This window comes from Amycolatopsis sp. NPDC034160 (assembly GCF_055575355.1).
In genome coordinates this window covers 54068-72124 of record NZ_JBVISU010000010.1, presented here as the reverse complement: position 1 = coordinate 72124, position 18057 = coordinate 54068, and the positions used below count along the sequence as shown (strand labels likewise).

General features: G+C 68.6%; 20 protein-coding genes. 7 read left to right on the top strand and 13 right to left on the bottom strand.

Annotation, left to right across the window (positions count from 1 at the left end; genetic code table 11):
• Positions 1-14 precede the first annotated feature (14 nt).
• The 4 genes from ACZ54P_RS20850 to ACZ54P_RS20835 all read right to left on the bottom strand — a co-directional run bounded on the left by ACZ54P_RS20850 (position 15) and on the right by ACZ54P_RS20835 (position 2844).
• Positions 15-539, bottom strand: coding sequence for an SRPBCC domain-containing protein (locus tag ACZ54P_RS20850; RefSeq protein ID WP_465463208.1), 525 nt, complete (start codon positions 537-539; stop codon positions 15-17).
• Complete coding sequence (locus ACZ54P_RS20845) at positions 536-871, bottom strand: ArsR/SmtB family transcription factor (protein ID WP_465463207.1); 336 nt, start codon at positions 869-871, stop codon at positions 536-538. Before ACZ54P_RS20845 ends, ACZ54P_RS20850 begins: the two co-directional genes overlap by 4 nt.
• Positions 872-985: 114 nt before the next feature.
• The gene (locus tag ACZ54P_RS20840) at positions 986-2353 is read right to left on the bottom strand and encodes a GntT/GntP/DsdX family permease (RefSeq protein ID WP_465463206.1); all 1368 of its coding nucleotides are present in this window, start codon (positions 2351-2353) and stop codon (positions 986-988) included.
• Positions 2350-2844, bottom strand: a complete 495-nt coding sequence (locus tag ACZ54P_RS20835; RefSeq protein WP_465463205.1) for a gluconokinase — start codon at positions 2842-2844, stop codon at positions 2350-2352. The genes ACZ54P_RS20840 and ACZ54P_RS20835 overlap by 4 nt, the downstream gene beginning before the upstream one ends.
• A gap of 127 nt (positions 2845-2971) precedes the next feature.
• On the opposite strand from ACZ54P_RS20835, the gene ACZ54P_RS20830 reads away from it, so the two are divergent.
• Both ACZ54P_RS20830 and ACZ54P_RS20825 read left to right on the top strand, forming a co-directional pair.
• A complete protein-coding gene (locus tag ACZ54P_RS20830; protein ID WP_465463393.1) occupies positions 2972-3643 on the top strand; it encodes a FadR/GntR family transcriptional regulator in 672 nt (223 codons plus the stop codon).
• Between the two features lie 52 nt (positions 3644-3695).
• The gene (locus tag ACZ54P_RS20825; RefSeq protein WP_465463204.1) at positions 3696-4631 is read left to right on the top strand and encodes a cobalamin biosynthesis protein CobD/CbiB; all 936 of its coding nucleotides are present in this window, start codon (positions 3696-3698) and stop codon (positions 4629-4631) included.
• Positions 4632-4716: 85 nt separating this feature from the next.
• On the opposite strand, the gene ACZ54P_RS20820 is transcribed toward ACZ54P_RS20825, so the two are convergent.
• Genes ACZ54P_RS20820 through ACZ54P_RS20810 form a run of 3 tightly spaced genes read right to left on the bottom strand, consistent with a single transcriptional unit; the run spans position 4717 to position 6698 of the window.
• Entirely contained in the window at positions 4717-5337 is a 621-nt protein-coding gene (locus ACZ54P_RS20820) for an FMN-binding negative transcriptional regulator (protein ID WP_465463203.1), read from the bottom strand.
• A 54-nt stretch (positions 5338-5391) separates the two neighbouring features.
• The gene (locus ACZ54P_RS20815) at positions 5392-6213 is read right to left on the bottom strand and encodes an SURF1 family cytochrome oxidase biogenesis protein (RefSeq protein ID WP_465463202.1); all 822 of its coding nucleotides are present in this window, start codon (positions 6211-6213) and stop codon (positions 5392-5394) included.
• A gap of 23 nt (positions 6214-6236) precedes the next feature.
• Positions 6237-6698 carry a low molecular weight protein-tyrosine-phosphatase gene (locus tag ACZ54P_RS20810; RefSeq protein WP_465463201.1) on the bottom strand — a complete coding sequence of 154 codons (462 nt, stop codon included), beginning with the start codon at positions 6696-6698 and terminating at the stop codon, positions 6237-6239.
• 130 nt (positions 6699-6828) lie between these two features.
• Between ACZ54P_RS20810 and ACZ54P_RS20805 the strand changes: the two genes are divergently transcribed.
• Entirely contained in the window at positions 6829-7149 is a 321-nt protein-coding gene (locus ACZ54P_RS20805; RefSeq protein WP_465463200.1) for a hypothetical protein, read from the top strand.
• An 88-nt stretch (positions 7150-7237) separates the two neighbouring features.
• Here the strand turns inward: ACZ54P_RS20805 and ACZ54P_RS20800 are convergent, their stop codons facing one another.
• Entirely contained in the window at positions 7238-7795 is a 558-nt protein-coding gene (locus tag ACZ54P_RS20800; RefSeq protein WP_465463199.1) for a chorismate mutase, read from the bottom strand.
• Between the two features lie 31 nt (positions 7796-7826).
• On the opposite strand from ACZ54P_RS20800, the gene ACZ54P_RS20795 reads away from it, so the two are divergent.
• From ACZ54P_RS20795 to ACZ54P_RS20780, 4 genes are all read left to right on the top strand, one after another.
• Positions 7827-8648, top strand: a complete 822-nt coding sequence (locus tag ACZ54P_RS20795) for a Nif3-like dinuclear metal center hexameric protein (protein WP_465463198.1) — start codon at positions 7827-7829, stop codon at positions 8646-8648.
• A gap of 15 nt (positions 8649-8663) precedes the next feature.
• Complete coding sequence (locus ACZ54P_RS20790; RefSeq protein WP_465463197.1) at positions 8664-9401, top strand: zinc ribbon domain-containing protein; 738 nt, start codon at positions 8664-8666, stop codon at positions 9399-9401.
• A complete protein-coding gene (locus ACZ54P_RS20785) occupies positions 9398-10516 on the top strand; it encodes a bifunctional RNase H/acid phosphatase (RefSeq protein WP_465463196.1) in 1119 nt (372 codons plus the stop codon). Before ACZ54P_RS20790 ends, ACZ54P_RS20785 begins: the two co-directional genes overlap by 4 nt.
• A 114-nt stretch (positions 10517-10630) precedes the next feature.
• Positions 10631-12367, top strand: coding sequence for a hypothetical protein (locus tag ACZ54P_RS20780; protein WP_465463195.1), 1737 nt, complete (start codon positions 10631-10633; stop codon positions 12365-12367).
• A gap of 107 nt (positions 12368-12474) precedes the next feature.
• Here the strand turns inward: ACZ54P_RS20780 and ACZ54P_RS20775 are convergent, their stop codons facing one another.
• The 5 genes from ACZ54P_RS20775 to ACZ54P_RS20755 form a co-directional block, all read right to left on the bottom strand.
• Positions 12475-12744: a hypothetical protein gene (locus tag ACZ54P_RS20775; RefSeq protein WP_465463194.1), complete on the bottom strand. Its 270-nt coding sequence runs from the start codon at positions 12742-12744 to the stop codon at positions 12475-12477.
• A gap of 184 nt (positions 12745-12928) precedes the next feature.
• Positions 12929-14056, bottom strand: coding sequence for a dimethylsulfone monooxygenase SfnG (gene sfnG / locus ACZ54P_RS20770; protein ID WP_465463193.1), 1128 nt, complete (start codon positions 14054-14056; stop codon positions 12929-12931).
• A gap of 33 nt (positions 14057-14089) precedes the next feature.
• Positions 14090-16915, bottom strand: a complete 2826-nt coding sequence (locus tag ACZ54P_RS20765) for an AAA family ATPase (RefSeq protein WP_465463192.1) — start codon at positions 16913-16915, stop codon at positions 14090-14092.
• A 31-nt stretch (positions 16916-16946) separates the two neighbouring features.
• On the bottom strand, positions 16947-17366 hold the full coding sequence (locus ACZ54P_RS20760; protein ID WP_465463191.1) for a zf-HC2 domain-containing protein: 420 nt from the start codon (positions 17364-17366) through the stop codon (positions 16947-16949).
• Positions 17367-17377: 11 nt separating this feature from the next.
• A complete protein-coding gene (locus tag ACZ54P_RS20755; protein ID WP_465463190.1) occupies positions 17378-17944 on the bottom strand; it encodes a sigma-70 family RNA polymerase sigma factor in 567 nt (188 codons plus the stop codon).
• Positions 17945-18057: the final 113 nt, after the last annotated feature.

Genomic DNA, 18057 nt, shown 5'->3' with positions numbered 1-18057 from the left:
TCACGGACATCGGCTCAGGAAGCGGCGGGGACGAGCGGCTCGTCCGTCTCCAGCAGCGACTTGAGGTCCGACAGGACCCAGGGCCAACCGCCACCGGCGTTCTCGCCCGGTCCGGCGTCGATGTCCTCCTGTGAACCGTTGAGCAGCGCGGCCGTCATCGGCGCGCCGGTGACGTCGTGGGTGACGGTCAGCCGGGTGCCCGCGGTCTTCGTCTCTTCGATCTCGTAGGTGAGTTTGGTATAGGGCTCGTGGTCGAAGGCCGAGTCCATGCGAAGCTTCCAGGTGATGACCAGCTTGCGCGGTGGGTCGACCTCGAGGACTTCGCCGTCGACGAGGTCATTGGTGAACCCGGCGTCGATGAAGTCCTTGGTCGGGTGGGTGGCGTGCTTGCCACCCGGCCGCAGGTCGTAGTCGACGAGGCCGGTGTAGCCGTACTTCTGTGACCACTCGGGCTTCGTGATGGCTTCCCAGATCTTCTCCGGGGTCGCCTTGATGTAGACGCGGTAGACCTGGGTGGCGGCAGCGGTGGTTTCGGTCATGACGGCTCCTCGGCTTCGGGGTTTTCGAGTTCGGCTTTGAGATCGAGCAACGCGGTCACAGTGCGCTCGGTGAACTTGTCGATCCACCGGTCGTGGATTTGCCGGATCGGCACCGGGTTGAGGAAATGCTTCTTCTCCCGGCCCTCCTTGCGCGTGACGACAAGTCCGGCTTCTTCCAGCAGTTTCAAATGCTTCATCACGCCGAACCGGCTCATGTCCACTTCGGACTCGAGTTCGGTCAGTGTGCGGCCGTCACGCACGAACAGTCGGTCGAGCAGGAACCGGCGGGTCGGATCCGCCAGGGCCTTGAAAACCAGGTCGTCGTCGGGCACGTCGAAAGAATAGGTGACCGAAAGGTCACATGTCAACCGGTACTCCTCGGAAGTACATGAAGGCCCCCATCCTTGCGCTAGACGCAAGGATGGGGGCCTTCATGTACTTCCGAGCTACAGGAGGGCGCCCAGCGGAAGGATGAGCGCGATCGCGACCACGGAGATGACCGTCTCCATGATCGACCAGCTCTTCAGCGTCTGGCCGACCGTGAGTCCAAAGTACTCCTTGACCAGCCAGAACCCGGCGTCGTTGACGTGCGAGAAGAACAGCGACCCGGCGCCGATCGCCAGCACCAGCAGCGCGCTGTGCGACGGGTCCATGGTCGCCGCGAGCGGCGCCACGATGCCGGCCGCGGACACGGTCGCGACCGTCGCGGAACCGGTGGCGAGCCGGATCGCGACCGCGACCAGCCAGCCGAGCAGCAGCGGCGAGAGGTTCGCGCCGGTCGCCAGGCCGGTGATGACGTTGCCGACCCCGGCGTCGACGAGCGTCTGTTTGAAACCGCCGCCCGCGCCGACGATGAGGAGGATCCCCGCGATCGGCGGAAGCGAATCGCCGATGGTGGACGACATCTTGCCGCGGGTGAAGCCGGCGGCCCGGCCGAGGGTGACCATGCCGAGCAGGACGGCGGCGAGCAGGGCCACCAGCGGGTCGCCGATGAAGTCGAGCACGCGACGGACGTGGTTCTCCTTCTCCAGCAGGATGTCCGCGAGCGCCTTGCCCATCATCAGCACGACCGGCAGCAGCACGGTCGACAGTGTCGCGAGGAAGCCCGGACGTCGTCCGTCCGAAGAGGACGATTCCGGGACGAGCCGTTCGGGCGCGACGGCGTCCGGCACCATTTTCGCCGCCAGCCTGCCGAACAGCGGGCCGGCGATGATCACCGTCGGGATCGCGACGAGCAGGCCGAAGGCCAGGGTGAGACCGACGTTCGCGTTCAGCGCGCCCGCGGCGGCGAGCGGGCCGGGGTGCGGCGGGACGAGGCCATGGAGCACCGAAAGTCCGGCCAGCGCCGGGATTCCCAGGAGCAGCAACGGTTTCCCGGTGCGCTTGGCGACCAGCAGGATCACCGGGATCAGCATGACCAGGCCGATCTCGAAGAACATCGGCAGCCCGATCAGCGCGGCGACCAGCGCCATCGCCCACGGCAGGGTGCGGTCACCCGCGCGGCGCAGGATGGTGTCGACGATCTGGTCCGCGCCGCCGGAGTCGGCGAGCAGTTTGCCGAGCATCGCGCCGAGCGCGATCAGCACGCCGACCGAGGCGACGGTGGAGCCGACGCCGGAGCTGAAGCTCTTGATCAGCTTGTCCACCGGCATGCCGCCGACGAGTCCGAGTACGCCGGAGCCGAGGATCAGGGCCAGGAACGGATGCAGTTTGGCCTTGGTGATCAGGATGACGATCACGGCGATGGCGAGCACCGTCGCGCCGATGAGGCGCGTGTCGTGTCCGGTCCAGGCGGCGGCGAGAGTGGTGGTCATTTGCGGTCCTCGAAAGCGGAAAGGGCGGTGTCGACGATCTCTTCCGGAGTTTGCGCGATGTCGGCGACAAGACCGGATTCGTCCGGCTGCAACGGCTCGAGGTCGGCGAGCTGGGAGTCCAAAAGGGACACCGGCATGAAATGACCGGAGCGGGTCTTCATCCGATCCGCGAGCAGCTCGCGCTCGCCGTTCAGGTGCAGGAACCAGACGTCGCCGCCGCCGCGCAGGATGTCGCGGTAGCGGTACTTGAGCGCGGAGGACGTCACGACGCCGCCGGAGGACTGGTGGTCGGAGATCCAGGCGGCGATGGCTTCGAGCCAGGGGCGCCGGTCGTCGTCGTTCAGCGGGTGGCCGGAGCTCATCTTGTCGATGTTCGCCTTCGGATGGAACGTGTCCGCTTCGGCGTAGTCGACGTTGAGGCGTTCGGCGAGTGCCGTGCCCACGGTCGTCTTGCCCGAGCCGGAAACACCCATCACCACGATGACGGTCATCCGTACCTCCCACGTCGTTGTAGCCGGGACGAGTACAGCTCAAAAGTACTACTTAAGCAATATGAAGTACTACTTAATCGAATCAGAACGCTAGGGTCCCCTGGTGGGCAATGACAGGCATGCCGAAATGCTCGACGCACTCGGCTCCGCGATCGCGAACGGAGAGGTTCCGCCAGGGGCGGTGCTGCGGTCCGACGAGCTCCAGGAGCGGTTCGGCGCCTCCCGCACGGTGGCGCGCGAGGTCGTCCGCGTGCTGGAGACGATGTGCCTGACCAGCAGCAAACGCCGGGTCGGGGTGATCGTGCGCGAGCCGGGGGAGTGGAACCACTACGACCCGAGGCTGATCCGCTGGCAGCTCGACGGCGCCGAGCGGAAGACCGCGCTGCGCACACTGACCGAGTTGCGCTCCGCCGTCGAACCGAGCGCCGCCCGCTTCGCCGCGCTACGGGCGACGCCGGAAGAGGGCGGCCGCCTTCGCGCGCTGGCCAAGCGGCTGGAAGAGACGGCCCACCAGCGAGATCTCGTGACCTTCCTCGGCCACGACGTCGCTTTCCACGACCTGCTGCTGGCCGCGTCGCGGAATCCGATGTTCGCGCAGCTTTCCGCGGTCGTCGCCGAAGTGCTCGCCGGGCGCACCGGGCATGGGCTGATGCCGGAGGAACCGCAGCCCGAGGCCGTCGCACTGCACGTCGAAGTCGCGGCCGCCGTCGACGCCGGTGACCCTGACCGGGCCGAACGCGCGATGCGGGACATCGTCAGCCAGGCGCGTGACGAGATGGCCGTCCTCCTGGACGGATGATCTTCGAGTAACCTCTGCAGGTCTTCGAGGGAACTGCATGCAGGGGGCGACGGTGAGCGCGGCGCGCGCGATCGGCTTGGTGTTGGGGGTGGCCGCGGACGGGGCGATCGGGGATCCCCGATCGCGGCGGCCGGTGACGGCGTTCGCCAGGGCGGCCTCGGCGGTGGACGCGAAGGTCCGGCCGAAGCATCCGGTGGCCGGAGTGCTGTGGACCGGCGGTCTCGCGGGCTCCGCCGTGCTGGCGGGTGTGCTCGCCGAACGCGCCGGACGACGCAGCCCCGTGCTGCAGGCGACCACGACCGCGGTGACCACCTGGGCCGTACTCGGTGCCGCCGGCCTCGCCGCGCACGGCACTTCGCTGGCCAGGGATCTCGAAGACGGCGAACTCGAAACCGCGCGCGGCACACTGTCCACACTGGACCCCCGGGTCGCCGACGACCTCGGCGTCATCGGCCTTTCGCGCGCTTCGGTGGAGATGCTCGCGGAGAACACGTCGAACGTCGTCATCGCGCCACTGGTGTGGGGGGCGCTGGCCGGCGCGCCCGGCCTGCTCGGCTCGCGCGCGATCAGCCTGCTGCGCGGCCTCGGCCGGGGCCGACCCGAAAAGTACCGCTGGTTCGTCGCCCGGCTGGATGAAATCGTCCATCTCGTACCCACCCGGATCGCGGCCGGGCTGACCGTGCTCGCGGCCCCGGTCGTCGGCGGCTCGGCGGGCGGCGCGTGGCGGGCGTGGCGACGGGACACGACCGCCCACCCGAGCCCGAACGCGGGCCGCGTCGAGGCGGCGTTCGCCGGGGCGCTGGAGATCCGGGTCGGCGGGCGGACGGTGTACCCGCACGGGGTCGAGGAACTGCCGGTGCTCGGCATCGGCCGCAACCCGGACGCCGGGCACGTGACGCGGGCCGTGGAGCTTTCGCGGGTGGTCGGGTGGCTGGGCGCGATCAGCTCGGTGGTGCTGGCCGCACTCGTCGGTTTGCGACGCCGCTGACCTGCGGTTTTCGGCGGCGGGAGAGCAAGGGACCTTTGCTATCGCAGGGGCCGCTGACCTGCGGAAAGAGAGCAGGGGACCTTTGCTATCGCTCCCGCCGCGCCAGCTGCGCCCGCGCCAGGGCGTCCAGCGGATCGCCGCGCCGCTCCAGCTCCGCGTCGATCCGCGACCGGTCGGCGGGCTGCTTGTTCCCGCCGAACTTGAACTTCGCCCGCACCCCCGTCACGGTCAGCTCGACACCCCGGATGCCGGGCAGCAGCCGCTTGTCCGGTGCCTCGGTGGCACTCACCGCGAGCCGGTCACCGGACGGCTCGAAACGCGCGAGCTGCCGGTTCAGGAGCGCCGCCTTCTCCGCGGCGTCGTCGATCAGCCGGACGTCGCATTCGAGCTGGACGGACGCGTAATACGACGTCGGGACGCCGTGCGCCGGGTCGGCAGGGGTGTTCCAGTCGGAGCGGATGTAGGTGTAGTCGTCGGTCACCGACAGCAGCGCGCGCGGGTGCTCCTCCAGCAGTGGCCAAACCGGGTTGGGGCGCGCGAGGTGCACCAGGACCGTCCGGTCGCCGTCGTAGGCGAAGTGGACCGGGTTGACGACCGGCAGGTCGCGACCGGCGCCGCCGGCGATGAGCTGGCCGAAGTCGTGTCCGGAGAGCCAGGCCTGCCATTCGGCGTCGTCGTGGGCGGCGTCCCACGGGTGAATCAGCATGGGCGAATACGAACACGGGAAATGGCCACATAAAAGGGCCAGTTTCGCGTCATATCAGGTGGCCACTTCGGACCGTTCGTCCTCGGCGAGCATCTCGGCGACGCTCTTGCGGCGCTGCGGCCGTTCCGTGGTCAACGCGCCGCCTGGTTTCAGCTCGCGGACGGTGAAGTACAACCAGCCGAGCAGCGCCATCGCCCCGAACGCGATCCACTGGAGCGCGTAGGAGAAGAACGGTCCGGCGTCGGTCTGCGGCAGCGGCAGCGCGCCCAGCACACCGGGCTGGTTCACGTCGAGCTGAAAATAGCCCGGCCGGATGTCCAGCTTCGCGGCCCGCGCGACGACCTGGGAATCGACGACGTAACTCTGCAGCTTCCCGCCGGTCGATTCGTCGGCGAAGGCGTCGCGGTTCTTCCCGTCCCTCTCGTCCTGACGAGCCCGCGTGACGATGTCGACGGTCCCGGTCGGCGGCGGGGCGAAGGGGAGAGCGCGCGATTTCTCGTCGAGCCGCACATACCCGCGGTCCACCAGCACCACGGTGCCCTCGTCGGTCCTGAACGGCGTCAGCACCTCGAAGGCCGCTTCGCCCTGGATGGAGCGCAGACGGGCGACGACCTCACCCTCGGGGAGGTACGTGCCCTTCAACGAGACCAGGTGCCATTCGGTGCGCTGATCAGGGGCGGCGCCCGCGGGAAGCAGCTCGTCCAGCGACTTCGGTTGCCCGGTGAACGACTCCCGCAGCGCCGTGTTCTGATGCTCGCGCTCCGCGTTGCGGGAGAACTGCCACGGTGCCAGCAGGGTGAAGCAGCAGGCGGCGAAGGTGAACACCACCAACGTCAACGCCAGCCACCCGGGCTTCAGCAGGAACTTCAACCGCACCCCACCACGGTAAGCGGTCCGCCTCAGGCGTGTGCGCGCACCCAGCCGAGCAGGCCCGGAACAGACCGCTCGATCATGCCGAGGACGTCCTCGAAACCGTCGTCCTCGCCGTAGTAGGGGTCCGGAACTTCGGCGCCTTCGGGTGCCGACGGATCGAACTCGCGCAACAGGCGGACCTTCGCCGGATCCGACACCTTCCGCCGGAGGAAGGACAGGTGACTCTCGTCGGCGGCGAGCAGCAGGTCGGCGGCGAGATGCCCGCGGTCGACCTCGGCCGCCACATGGCCGGTCGGGTACCCGTGCTCCGCCAGCTTCGCGCGGGCCCGCTTGTCGGCGGCCTCCCCGACGTGCCAGCCGCCGGTGCCCGCGCTGGACACCTGGACGAGGTGATCGAGACCGGCCTCCTCGGCCTTCGCGCGGAAGACGAGCTCGGCCATCGGCGAGCGGCAGATGTTGCCGGAACAGACGAAGACGATGTGCAGCACCCGATCAGTGTGACCGCCGAGAGAGATCGACCGCTCACCGGCTCTGAACGGCTACCGGGCGCGCGAAGCTGGAAAGCCGGGACGAAGCGGGAGTAGACCTCCTGAAGAGAAACACGCAGGAAGGTCGCGTATGAGCGCACCAACACCCACCGTCGAATCCCCGGCAACCGGGCTTCGCTGGTACCGCATCACCGTCAAGCATCCGCACCCCTACGAGGTCGGGCGGATCCTCTCGGAGCACCACTTCGTCCAGGCGAGATCGCCGAAAGAGGCGATGACCAGGATGCCGTTGCATCTCCGGTCGAGCGCTTCCGTCGCGCCGTACCAGGTCGACCACTCCGACGTTCCCGATCACGCGACGAAGGCGTACCGGGCGATGCTGTGGACGGGCCGCGTGATGCGTGCGGCCGGCCGCTGGGCGGTCAACAAGGACGCGAAGGCGCTGGACTGACGCGGGAGCGATAGCAAAGGTCCCTTGCTCTCTTTCCGCAGGTCAGCGGCCTCGGTGATAGCAAAGGTCCCTTGCTCCCGCCCCGAGGTCAGGGGTGGGAGCAGGCCGACCGGACCGACTCCTTGAGCGCCACCGAGTGCAGCCGGTCCAGCTCGCGCCGCGCGTCCACCAGCCGCACCGTGACGTCGAGCCGCCCGTCGCAGGACCGCCGCGTCCGCGCGTCCCGGGTCCGGGCGAGTTCCGTGAGCAGGCCCGCGTTGAGCCGGTCGATCACCGGTCGCACCTCGGTCGCGAGGTCGGGCCGTTCGGGCGGCCGCGAGCCGGGGTCCTCGGTCCACCGCGCGTACAGGCCGCGTTGCACGAGCTTGTTCGCTTCGATCTGGTCGCGGAAGAACCGCACCGCGTCGGCCGCGTCGAGGCCGAGGCCGGGTGCCTTCGCCGCCACCGAGTCGAGGATCCGCTGTTCGCGCACCGGGTCGTCGATCGGCGACGGCGTGCCGAATTTCGCGGCCGCGACCTTGTCGGCGATCTGCACGCGTTGTGCGACCAGGTCGGTGAGCGTCCAGAAACCCGGAGACGCCGAAGCAGGCGCGGGCGTCGCCAGCAGACCGGCCACGAGCAGCGCGCAGAGCACCCGAAGTCGCATGCCCGGAAACGCTACATGCGAAAATCCCCGGGTGCCCGCGCTAGCCGAAGTCATCGCCGCCCTCGAGCAGGCGTACCCGCCCGAACTCGCCGAATCGTGGGACGCCGTCGGACTCGTCTGCGGCGACCCGGCGGAGAACGTGGACAAGGTCGTGTTCTGCGTCGACCCGGTCGACGAGACCGTCGACGAGGCGATCGAAGGCGGCGCGCAGCTGATCGTCGCGCACCACCCGCTGTTGCTGCGCGGCGTCCACGGCGTCCCGGCCGACAGCACCAAGGGCCGTCTCGTGCATCGCCTCATCCGCGCCGGCGTCGCCCTCTACTGCGCGCACACCAACGCCGATTCCGCGTCGCCCGGCGTCTCCGACGCGCTCGCCGAGGCCATCGGCCTGACCGTCCTCGGCCCGCTCGATCCGCGCGAGGACGGCGTCACCGGCATCGGCCGCATCGGCGAACTGCCCGCGCCGGAACCGCTTTCCGTGTTCGTCGAACGCGTCGCGAACGCCTTGCCGCGTACGGAACCCGGCGTCTACGGCGCGGGCGATCCGGACCGCCTCATCCGTCGTGTCGCCGTTTCCGGTGGCTCCGGCGACAGCTATCTCAAGCGGGCCACCGCCGCCGGGGTCGACGCGTACGTCACCGCCGATCTCCGGCACCATCCGGCGGGCGAGCACCTCGCCGACATCGCCGAAGTCCCCGCCCTGGTCGGCGTCACGCACTGGGCGAGCGAATGGCCGTGGTGCGAGCAAGCCTCGGCCGTCGTCCGCGCCGCGTTTGCGGGTAACGTCGACCTTCACGTCTCCACGAGGTGCACCGACCCGTGGACGCTACGGGCCACCCGAACCGAGCACTAAGAATCAAGGAGCACCGTGAAGGCTGACCCCGCCATCCAGCGCCAGCTGCTCGAACTCGCCAAGGTGGACGCCGAACTTTCGCGTACCGCCCACCGCCGCCGCACGCTCCCCGAAATCGCCGAGATCGACGCGGGTGAGAAGACGGTCCGCGACCGCCGCGACGCACTGGTCTCGGTCCAGACCGCGGCGTCCGACCTCGACCGCGAGATCGCCCGGCAGGAAAAGGAGATCGAGTCGGTACGCGCTCGCGGTGACCGTGACCGCAAGCTGCTCGAATCCGGTTCGGTCGCGGCGAAGCAGATGACCGACATCGAGCACGAGCTGAACAGTCTCACCCGGCGTCAGTCCGCGCTCGAGGACGATCTGCTCGAACTGATGGAGCGCCGCGAGGCACTCGAACTCGACGCCCAGCGCACCAGCGCCGAGGTCGCCAAGGCCGAGAACGAGGTCGCCGAAGCCATCAGCCGCCGCGACGAGCACTTCGCCGATTTCGACACCACGCAGGCGCGCCGCGACGAAGACCGCGCCAAGCTCCTGCCGCGCTTCCCGGAAGACCTGATCAAGCTCTACGAGCGGGTCCGGGCGCAGAAGGGCATCGGCGCGGCGCTGCTGCGGGCCCGCCGCTGCGGCGCCTGCCAGCTGGACATCGACCGTCGCGAGATCGCCGAGATCAAGGCCGCTCCCGAGGACAACGTCATCCAGTGCGAGAACTGCGGCGCCATTTTGGTCCGCACCCTGGAGTCCGGCCTGTGACCGAGCACGTGCTCATCGAGGCCGACGGCGGTTCCCGGGGCAACCCCGGGCCCGCCGGGTACGGCGCGGTCGTCAAGGACGCGGCCACCGGCGCGGTACTCGCCGAGCGCAAGGCCTACGTCGGCATCGCGACCAACAACGTCGCCGAGTACTCCGGACTGATCGCCGGACTCGCCGCGGCCGCCGAGCTCGGAGCGTCCACAGTGGACGTCCGAATGGACTCGAAGCTCGTGGTGGAACAGATGTCCGGGCGCTGGAAGGTCAAGCACCCGTCGATGCAGCCGCTGAACGCCGAGGCCAAGGAACTGGCGTCGCGCTTCTCGCGAGTGCGCTACGAATGGATTCCGCGCGCGGAGAACTCGCACGCCGACGGGCTCGCGAACGAGGCGATGGACGCCGGGCACGAGACCGAAAAGCAGCCCGCCGCCCCGAAGGTCGTGAAGCAGGACAGAAACAGCCCGGCCGGCTGGACCGGCGCCACCGGGACGCCGACCAAACTGCTCCTCGTCCGGCACGGCCAGACGGCGATGTCGGTCGAGAAGCGCTACTCCGGCCGCGGCGACGTACCGCTCACCGAGCACGGCAAGCAGCAGGCGGCCGCCGCCGCGAAACGCCTCGGCTCGATGGAAGGCCTGGTCGTCGACGGCGAAGCCGCGCCGATCATCGCCTCGCCGCTGATCCGCACCCAGCAGACCGCGCAGGCGATCGCGGACGCGCTCGGTGGCCGGGTCGAGACCCATCCCGGGTTGATCGAGACCGACTTCGGCGACTGGGAAGGTCTCACCTTCAAAGAGGCCATGGACCGGGATCCCGAATTCCAGAGCGCCTGGCTTTCCGACACCTCGATCGCGGCGCCGGGCGGGGAGAGTTTCGACGGTGTCCACCGCCGGGTCCGCAAGGCCCGCGACGAACTGATCGCGAACTACGGCGGGCGGACGCTCGTGGTGGTCAGCCATGTCACGCCGATCAAGGCGCTGCTGCGGATGGGCCTCGACGCCGGGCCGTCGCTGTTGTTCCGCCTGCACCTGGACCTGGCCTCGCTGTCGATCGTCGAGTTCTATCCGGACGGCAACGCGTCGGTCCGCCTGGTGAACGACATCTCGCACCTGTCCTGATCCGCTGGATGTGGCGCGGATCACGCCTGGATATGACGCGTCGTCAGTGCCGGATGGGGTATTGGCTACAGTTTCTCGGCAACGGCACGTGAACGAGAAGGCAAAGACGGGGACATGACGGCGAGCGCACTCAGCGAAGCTTCCGAAAAAGACGTGCCCGGCCCGGCGGAGACGTCGGCCTCTCGCGGCGTGGCCGCCCGGATCGCGCCTTACCTGGCGATTCTCGCCGGAGTCGCGGCGCTCGCCTGGCACGCGACCTTGTACGGCCATTGGATCGTCGACGACGCGGCCATCACCTTCTCCTACGCGCGCAGCTTCGCCGACGGGATCGGCCCGGTGCTGCAGCCGGGACAGCCCTCGGTCGAGGGGTGGTCGAACTCGACCTGGCTGGTGCTGCTGGCGGTCGGCAAGCTCGTCGGCGTCTTCGACAGCGGCCTGCTGTTCGGCCTGCCCGACTACGTGTTGTTCCCCAAACTGCTCGGTCTCCTGTTCACCGCCGGGACGCTGGCGGCCTGCCACGTCGTGGCGAAGCAGGTCTTCGCGCGCTTCGCCTGGCTGGCGACGCTGGTGGTGGGGCTGACGCTCGCCGCGATCCCGTCCTTCGTCATCTGGACCATCTCGGGGCTGGAGAACTCCCTGTTCGGGATGGCGGTCGCCTGGCTCGCCGCGCTGCTGTTCGTCGCGGTGCGCAAGGACAGGGTGCTCACCGCGAAGGTCGCCATCTGGTCCGGGGTGCTGGTCGCGTTCGCCGCGCTGACCCGCCCCGAAGGCCTGATCTACGGCGGCGCGTACCCGCTGGTCGTGCTGTTCCAGCTGCGTAAGCCGCTGCTGGGGCAGAGCGTCAAACTCGTTGTGGTCTCGGTGGTCGCGTTCGCGATCCCGTTCGGCGCGTACCTCGCGTGGCGGATCGCTGAGTTCGGCAGGCTGCTGGCGAACCCGTCCATCGCGAAGGGGCAGGGCCTGCCCGGTCTTTCGGCGCTGAAGCAGCCGTTCGAACTGGTCGGCTACGCCGGTGTCGCCGGGACTATCCTGCTGGCGCTGACCATCGGCTACGCGCTGTTCCGCGCGGAATGGCGCCGCAGCCTGATCGCGTTGCTGGTGCCGCTGGCGCTGGGCATCATCGCCTACGGCGTGATGGTTCCGGACTGGATGGGTCAGCACCGCTTCGCCACCCCGATCTGGATTCTCGCCGTCCTGGCGGGAACGCTGTCCGCGGGCGAACTGCTGCGCCGTTCGCGCGCGGTGCTGCGGACCGTCGTGGTCCTCGTGCTGGTCGCGGCCGCGATCCCGTCCGGGATGGGCTTCGCCTCGGCGTCGGAGAAGTTCCGCGAGGTCCCGACAGTGCCCGCGTGCCTCATCGCCGACCGCTTCGGCCGCGGCTTCAACACCATCGCCGACATCCTCGGCCTGCAGCAGGCGTCGCTGCTGCTGCCCGACCTCGGCGGCTCGTCGATGACCAGCCGCCTGCACCTGGTCGACATGGCCGGGCTGGTCGAGGCGAAGGTCGCGGACTACGTCAAGAACGGCGATATGCCGGGGCTGCGCGACTACGTGTTCGAGCAGGTCAAGCCGACCTTCATTCACTCGTGGGGCCCGTGGGCGGCGGGGAACGGCATCACCGTCGACCCGCGCATCGATCGCGACTACGAGCCGATCTTCGTGTACCCGGGTTCCGGGCCGCGCAACGGCGACTTCGTGCGCAAGGACGCCGTTACCAGCCCGGAGAAGCTGAAGGCCGCCCAGGACTACGCCGCGAAGACCCTGCCGGACGTCGAGAAGGCGCGCTTCGGCGGGCCGCTCAAGGACTGCGGGCCGACCATGCACCCCGGCGAGACCGTCTACCTCCCCTGACCACCCCACGCGTTTAGTCCTCTAAATGCGTTCCTTGCACGCGCATACACGACGAAGGCCGCTTTCCCGAGGTTTCACTTGGGGAAAGCGGCCTTCGTCGTGAGCGGTTAGGTCCGTTCCGTGTAGTCGAAGCCCCACGAGGTCCCGTTGGGCCGGTAGCAGGCCTTTACGATCTTGTAGTAGCGAGCGTAATCGGACTGCTCGTCAAGGCAGACCTCGTGCTTCCAGAACGGCCCTGCGTAGCGGATTTCGCCCGCCTGGGCAGCAGGCGCGGTGAGCAGCAACGGCGCGATCGCCGCCGCGGTGCAGGCGGCGGCGGTGACCGCGACCCGCTGACGGAGTGACCTTCGTGCCGCCGTCCATTCGACTTGGTGCATGTGATCCCCCAGGATCCTCGAGTGCGAGCAGGACGGTCAGCGTAGCTCGATGCGCTGCCAAACCACTGTCGTCACCGCGGCCCCGAGAACCCCGCGTTTAGTCCTCTAAATGCGGTAGTTGCGCGTGCAAGGACCGCGACTAGAGGACTAAACGCGACGGGGGGAAGGGTCCGGGGGGGAAGGGTCAGGGGGCCGAGGTGAGCAGGGGTTCCGGGGTGGCGGCGCCGGAGGCCAGGTCCGCCTCCTTGGCCCGGATCACCGGCAGCACGTGCTTCCCGAAGTACTCGACGTCCTCCAGGTAGTGCAGGAAGCCGAGCAACAGCAGGTTCGCCCCGCGCTTCTTGTACTCGATGGCGCGGTCCGCGATCTGCTCCGGCGTGCCGATCAGCCCGGTGCGGAAGCCGTCGTTGTACTGCACCAGATCCTTGAACTCCGAGTCGGCCCACATCCCCTTCTTGTCCGAAGTGGAGCTTCCCGCCTGCTTGACGGCGTTGCGGAATCCTTCGACAGCGTCGGTGTTCGCCTTCTCGACGATCTCGCGTAGCACGGCCTTCGCCTCGCTCTCGGTCTCCCGCGCGATCAGGAATCCGTTGAGCCCGAAGCGAACGGCGTGGTCGTTCTCGGCCGCGTAGCCGCGGACCTCCTCGACCTGCTCGCTGAAGCCGTCGAAGTCCTTGCCGTTGCTGAAATACCAGTCGGAGACCCGGCCGGCGAGCTTCCGTGCGGCGGTGGAGTTGCCGCCCTGGAAGACCTCCGGATGCGGCCGCCCGACCGGTTTGGGTTTGAGGTCGAAATCGTGGATCCGGTAGAAATCACCGGTGAATTCGGCGTGGTCGTTGGTCCAGAGTTCCTTCAGTACGCGAATGAACTCTTCCGAACGACGGTACCGTTCGTCGTGTTCCAGCCACTGTTCACCGAGGTTCGTGAATTCGTCCTTGAACCAGCCGCTGACCACGTTGACCGCGGCGCGCCCGCCGGAGATCACGTCCGCGCTGGCGATGAACTTCGCGAGCACACCCGGATGCCACAGTCCGGGATGGACCGCCGCGATCACCTTCAGCCGCTGTGTCGCGAGGAGTAGGGCGAGGCTGAAACCGGTCGATTCGTGCTGGTAGGCGGCACCGTAACTGGCCGTGTAGCGGACCTGGCTCAGCGCGTATTCGAATCCGCTGTTCTCCGCGAGGACGGCGAGATCCCGGTTGTACTCGTAGCCCCAATCGGTGCGCTGCTCGATGTCACTGGTGACCAGTCCACCGCTCACATTGGGGACCCAATAGGCGAATTTGAGTGGTTCGGCTTCGATTCCCGGCATGCTGCGGAGTGAACCCGCCGTCCCCGGAAACCGTCAATCGACGTCCACGCGCTGGGACCGGCCGAGTGCGGAACTCAATTCGGTCCTTCCGGTGATCCCCAGTTTCCGGTATGCCCCGGACAAATGGAGTTCGACCGTGCGGCGGGTCAGGTGCAGCGCTTCGGCGATCTCGCGGTTGGTCAGACCTTGCGACGCCATCAGCGCGACGCGGTACTCCTGTTTGGTGAGCCCGTGTTCGTTGTCCTTCGCCGTCGTCAGGCTCGCGTGCGCGTCCCGCAGCGCCTCGGCGGCCCGTCTCGCGAGCGGCCGCGCCCCGCAGTGGTCGCTCGACTGCACGGCTCGCCGCAAGGTGACGATCGCTTTCTCGCTCTGCCCGTGCCGGGCCTGCAGCGTGCCGAGTTCGGTCAACGCCTCGGCCAGCGCCAGTTTCGCGGTCGACCCGCCGAGAACATCGACGGCCCTGGTGAGCAGGCGTTCGGCCTCCTCGTCGTCGCGGACTAGACCCGCCGTGGTCAGCGCGCCGCCGAGGACGCGCGGCGCTCCCCAGCGTTCCGCGGCTTCGAGATCCTCTTCGGCGAGCCGGGCCGCCGCGTCGGTCCGTCCGAGCGCCAGCGCGGCGCGGACGGCGTGCGCCCGCCAGGGTGCGAAACCGGGGAAGCGCATGCCGTGGTGTGCGAGACGGCGCCCGCAGCCGCGCAGGTCTTCGTAGCCGAGTTCGGGTTCACCCGTGGCCGCCCGGAGTCTGCCGCGGGCGTAGAGCAGGTAGTTGTGCGTGAAAAGTGGCTGAGTGGCCCCGAAATCGATCCTTTCGAGCAGGGCGTTCGCGACGTCGAACCGGCCGAGGTCGACCGAGGTCTCGATCAGCCTGGCCGCGCACAGCACGGCCACCGGGCATTCGCTGGTGGCGCCGCGCTCGTCGAACTGCCGCACGAGGGATTCGTAATGGACACTCGCCCGCACCAGGTCGCCGCCCGCCTGCAGGGCGATTCCGCGGGCGAGGGTGGCGAGGGAGCCCTTCGGCAGGTGGAAGTCCCACGGCAGGCGTTTGGTGTCGAGCACCTGGCAGAGCCTGTCGGTGAGGGCTGCCTCGTCGGCGAGCACGGCCGTCGCGAGCGTGAAGAAATAGGGCTGCTCGAACAGTTCGGGTTGATCGCCGGACAACGCCTCCCCGAAATGGCGGACGGCGTTCGCCGAGGAGCTCCCGCTCCGGACCGTGTCGAGCGCGAGCAGACCCGAGCGGCTCTGCCGCGCGGCGGGGTCGTTCAGCGGCGCCCACTGCTGTTCGAAGTCGCGGAAGTCCGGCGGAGGCCCCAGTCTGCTGCCCGCCTCGGCGAGGTAGGTCATGCACAGCAGCGGCCAGACGGCGTCGGGCCCGCCCGCGTCGAGCCGCGCGGCGAACTGGCCGGCGGAGTTGATCGCCAGCCGCGCGTCGGGGCCGCAGCACAGCGAAAGGATCATGGCAGTCGCGACGAAGGCCGCGGTTTCGCGGTCGTCGATGTGGTCGACGGCTTCGCGCACCCTGGTCGGCGCCAGATCCGGGTCGCAGTGGAACTCCGCGTGCGCGAGCTGGAGCAGGATCGCCATCCGCTTGCGTTCACTGAGCCGTTCCTCCAGTGCCCGCAGCAGGAACCGGACCGAAAGCTCCGGGTCGCCGTTGACGACGGAGTGCCGGGCCGCCATCCGCAGGATGTCGACCGCCCAGGGGATCCGGATCGCGGTCGCTTCCAGCAGATGGGCGCCGATCCGTTCCGGCCGCGCGCCCGCGTCGTGCAGGAGCCGCGCCGCCCGGGAGTGACTGACCGCCCTCGTGGCGAGCGGCATGTCGGCGAGCACCGAGTTGCGGACGAAGCGGTAGGTCAGCGCCGGCTGATGGCTGTCGGTCAGCAGGTGCACGCGCACCATCGTGTCGATGGCCTCCAGCGCGGTGATCTCGTCGACGCCGGCGAGCTGCGCCAGCAGGTCGAAACTCGCGTCCTCGCCGAGGATCGCGACGGCTTCGAGCATTTTCGGCGCGGCGGTGTACTCGTGCATGCGGACCCGGAGGACCTCGCCGATCGTCGCCGACCCCGCGGTGGCCAGATCCATTCCGGGGACCAGGCGGCGACGCAACGCGGCGAGCAGGTACGGGTTGCCGCCGGTCACCTCTCGGCAGTCCTCGGCGAACCGGCCGGGGGAGACGCGGAGGAATTCGGCGACGTGCCCCGTGCCGAGCCCGCGCAGCCTGATCACCGCCGGAGTGCACCCGGACATCTCCAGCAGGGCGACCTCGCCGGTCTGCAGATGTCCGATCAGCGAGGTCAGCACGATCATCACCGGCAGCTGCTCCACGCGGTGCCGGATGTAGGCGAGGCAGCGCATCGACCACGGGTCGGCGAGGTGGATGTTGTCGATGCCGAGGAAGACCGGTCCCTGTTCGGCGGCGTGCCGGACGAGGTGGAAGAAGGCGTCGAGCGCCTCCGTCTGCTCCTGCTCATTCCGGGGACGGCGGTCAGGCAGGATCTCGGACGCGTGCGGTGCCCGCGGTCGCGGGGATCCCGTGGCGGCGGGGGCGTGAGTGAGCCCTTCGATCAGCTGACGGGCGACACCGCCGCTCAGCTGGGTCTCCAGCCTGGACGCGGCGGCGATCGCGACGGTGAACCCGGCCGACGTCGCCAGCTCACCCGCCGCGGCGAGCACCGACGACTTGCCCATGCCGAACTCGCCGACCACCACCGCGCTGGTGGCGCGCCCGCCGACGGCGGCCTGGAACAGCCCGGCGATCGTGTCGAGTTCGCTGTCGCGACCCAGCAGCCCGGCGGCGCGGCGCTTCGGTACCGAAGGCCCGCCGAAGGGACTCTCGGGATTTACTTCGGTATGCACCGTAGAGACCTTCGTGTCGGCTTGCGGCAGACTACTGGAACGTCAGCGGTAGTGGGAGTAAACGCTGGTCGGAGTCATCGGCCGGCCCGTCGTCGAGGGGAGCCGGGGACGAGATGTCCGGATCCGAGGAGGCGCGCCGGTACCGGCCGGACGACCGGTGTGACGACATCAAGGCCGCGACGACGCACGCGAGGAGCGCCACCACGAGGTTGGCCGCGATCACCGACAGCCGCCCGCAGCGCCGGACGACGATGCCGCCGGGACGGCGCGTGGCCGTGGCGCCGGGCGACAGGTAGCGCAGGTCTGCCTTCGCCAGCGCGCCTTCCACCGACGTGAACTCCGCGACCTGGCGACCGCAGCGCTCACAGGCCTTCAAGTGTTTTTCGAAGGCGTATGCCTCGGCTTGATCGAGCACACCGAGCACATAGGCCGCGACATCGGTGTGTTTCACCTTTCGCTTCCTCATCGCGAACCCAGCTCTCCTAACGACCGTCGCAAAGTCTTCATAGCCGCGTACAGCCGTGATTTGACCGTTCCCTCCGGGATTCCCAATATCACCGCCGCCTCCCGGACCGTATGTCCGGTCAGATATGTCTCGTAGATGACCGCCTGGTATTTGCGGTCCAGATATCGTAGCGCTTCGGAAATGACGAGTGCGGACAGTGACTGATCCGTCTGGTCCGCTATTTCGGCGTTTTCGGAACTTTGCAGCTCCACCTCCTGCGGCCGGGCCCGCCGGTTTCGCCAGCCGTCGATCACGATCCGCCGCGCGACCGTGAGCAACCAGCCGCGCAACATTCCCGGCTCGCGGTTCAGTGTGTCCGAATGTTGCCAGGCGCGAATCAACGTCTCTTGGACCACGTCCTCGGTCCACTGCTGATCGTGGCCGGTCAGGGACATGACCTGGTTGACCAGAGTCGCCCGAAAATCCTTGTACAGCAACGAAACCAGCTCATCAGACGGATCGTCGGACAGGTCGGTCGCCTGGCGATCACGGCCGAACCGGCACCCTCTGCCCACTGCTTCCATAAGGTTTTCAACCTCCCCGGCGGTGGAGGATTAACGAGTCCGTACACCGTAGCGCAGACTATCGCTGTAAGCCATGTGCAGTAGTGGAACATTTACCATTAGTGGCCCGGTAC

Bases quoted from the DNA above. Each gene is read 5' to 3' on its own strand.
- ACZ54P_RS20780 (WP_465463195.1), top strand. From the start codon at position 10,631: ATGACGGCGAGCGCACTCAGCGAAGCTTCCGAAAAAGACGTGCCCGGC.
- ACZ54P_RS20835 (WP_465463205.1), bottom strand. From the start codon at position 2,844: ATGACCGTCATCGTGGTGATGGGTGTTTCCGGCTCGGGCAAGACGACC.
- ACZ54P_RS20775 (WP_465463194.1), bottom strand. From the start codon at position 12,744: ATGCACCAAGTCGAATGGACGGCGGCACGAAGGTCACTCCGTCAGCGG.
- sfnG (WP_465463193.1), bottom strand. From the start codon at position 14,056: ATGCCGGGAATCGAAGCCGAACCACTCAAATTCGCCTATTGGGTCCCC.
- ACZ54P_RS20850 (WP_465463208.1), bottom strand. From the start codon at position 539: ATGACCGAAACCACCGCTGCCGCCACCCAGGTCTACCGCGTCTACATC.
- ACZ54P_RS20820 (WP_465463203.1), bottom strand. From the start codon at position 5,337: ATGCTGATTCACCCGTGGGACGCCGCCCACGACGACGCCGAATGGCAG.
- ACZ54P_RS20800 (WP_465463199.1), bottom strand. From the start codon at position 7,795: ATGCGACTTCGGGTGCTCTGCGCGCTGCTCGTGGCCGGTCTGCTGGCG.
- ACZ54P_RS20755 (WP_465463190.1), bottom strand. From the start codon at position 17,944: ATGGAAGCAGTGGGCAGAGGGTGCCGGTTCGGCCGTGATCGCCAGGCG.
- ACZ54P_RS20840 (WP_465463206.1), bottom strand. From the start codon at position 2,353: ATGACCACCACTCTCGCCGCCGCCTGGACCGGACACGACACGCGCCTC.
- ACZ54P_RS20830 (WP_465463393.1), top strand. From the start codon at position 2,972: ATGCTCGACGCACTCGGCTCCGCGATCGCGAACGGAGAGGTTCCGCCA.
- ACZ54P_RS20805 (WP_465463200.1), top strand. From the start codon at position 6,829: ATGAGCGCACCAACACCCACCGTCGAATCCCCGGCAACCGGGCTTCGC.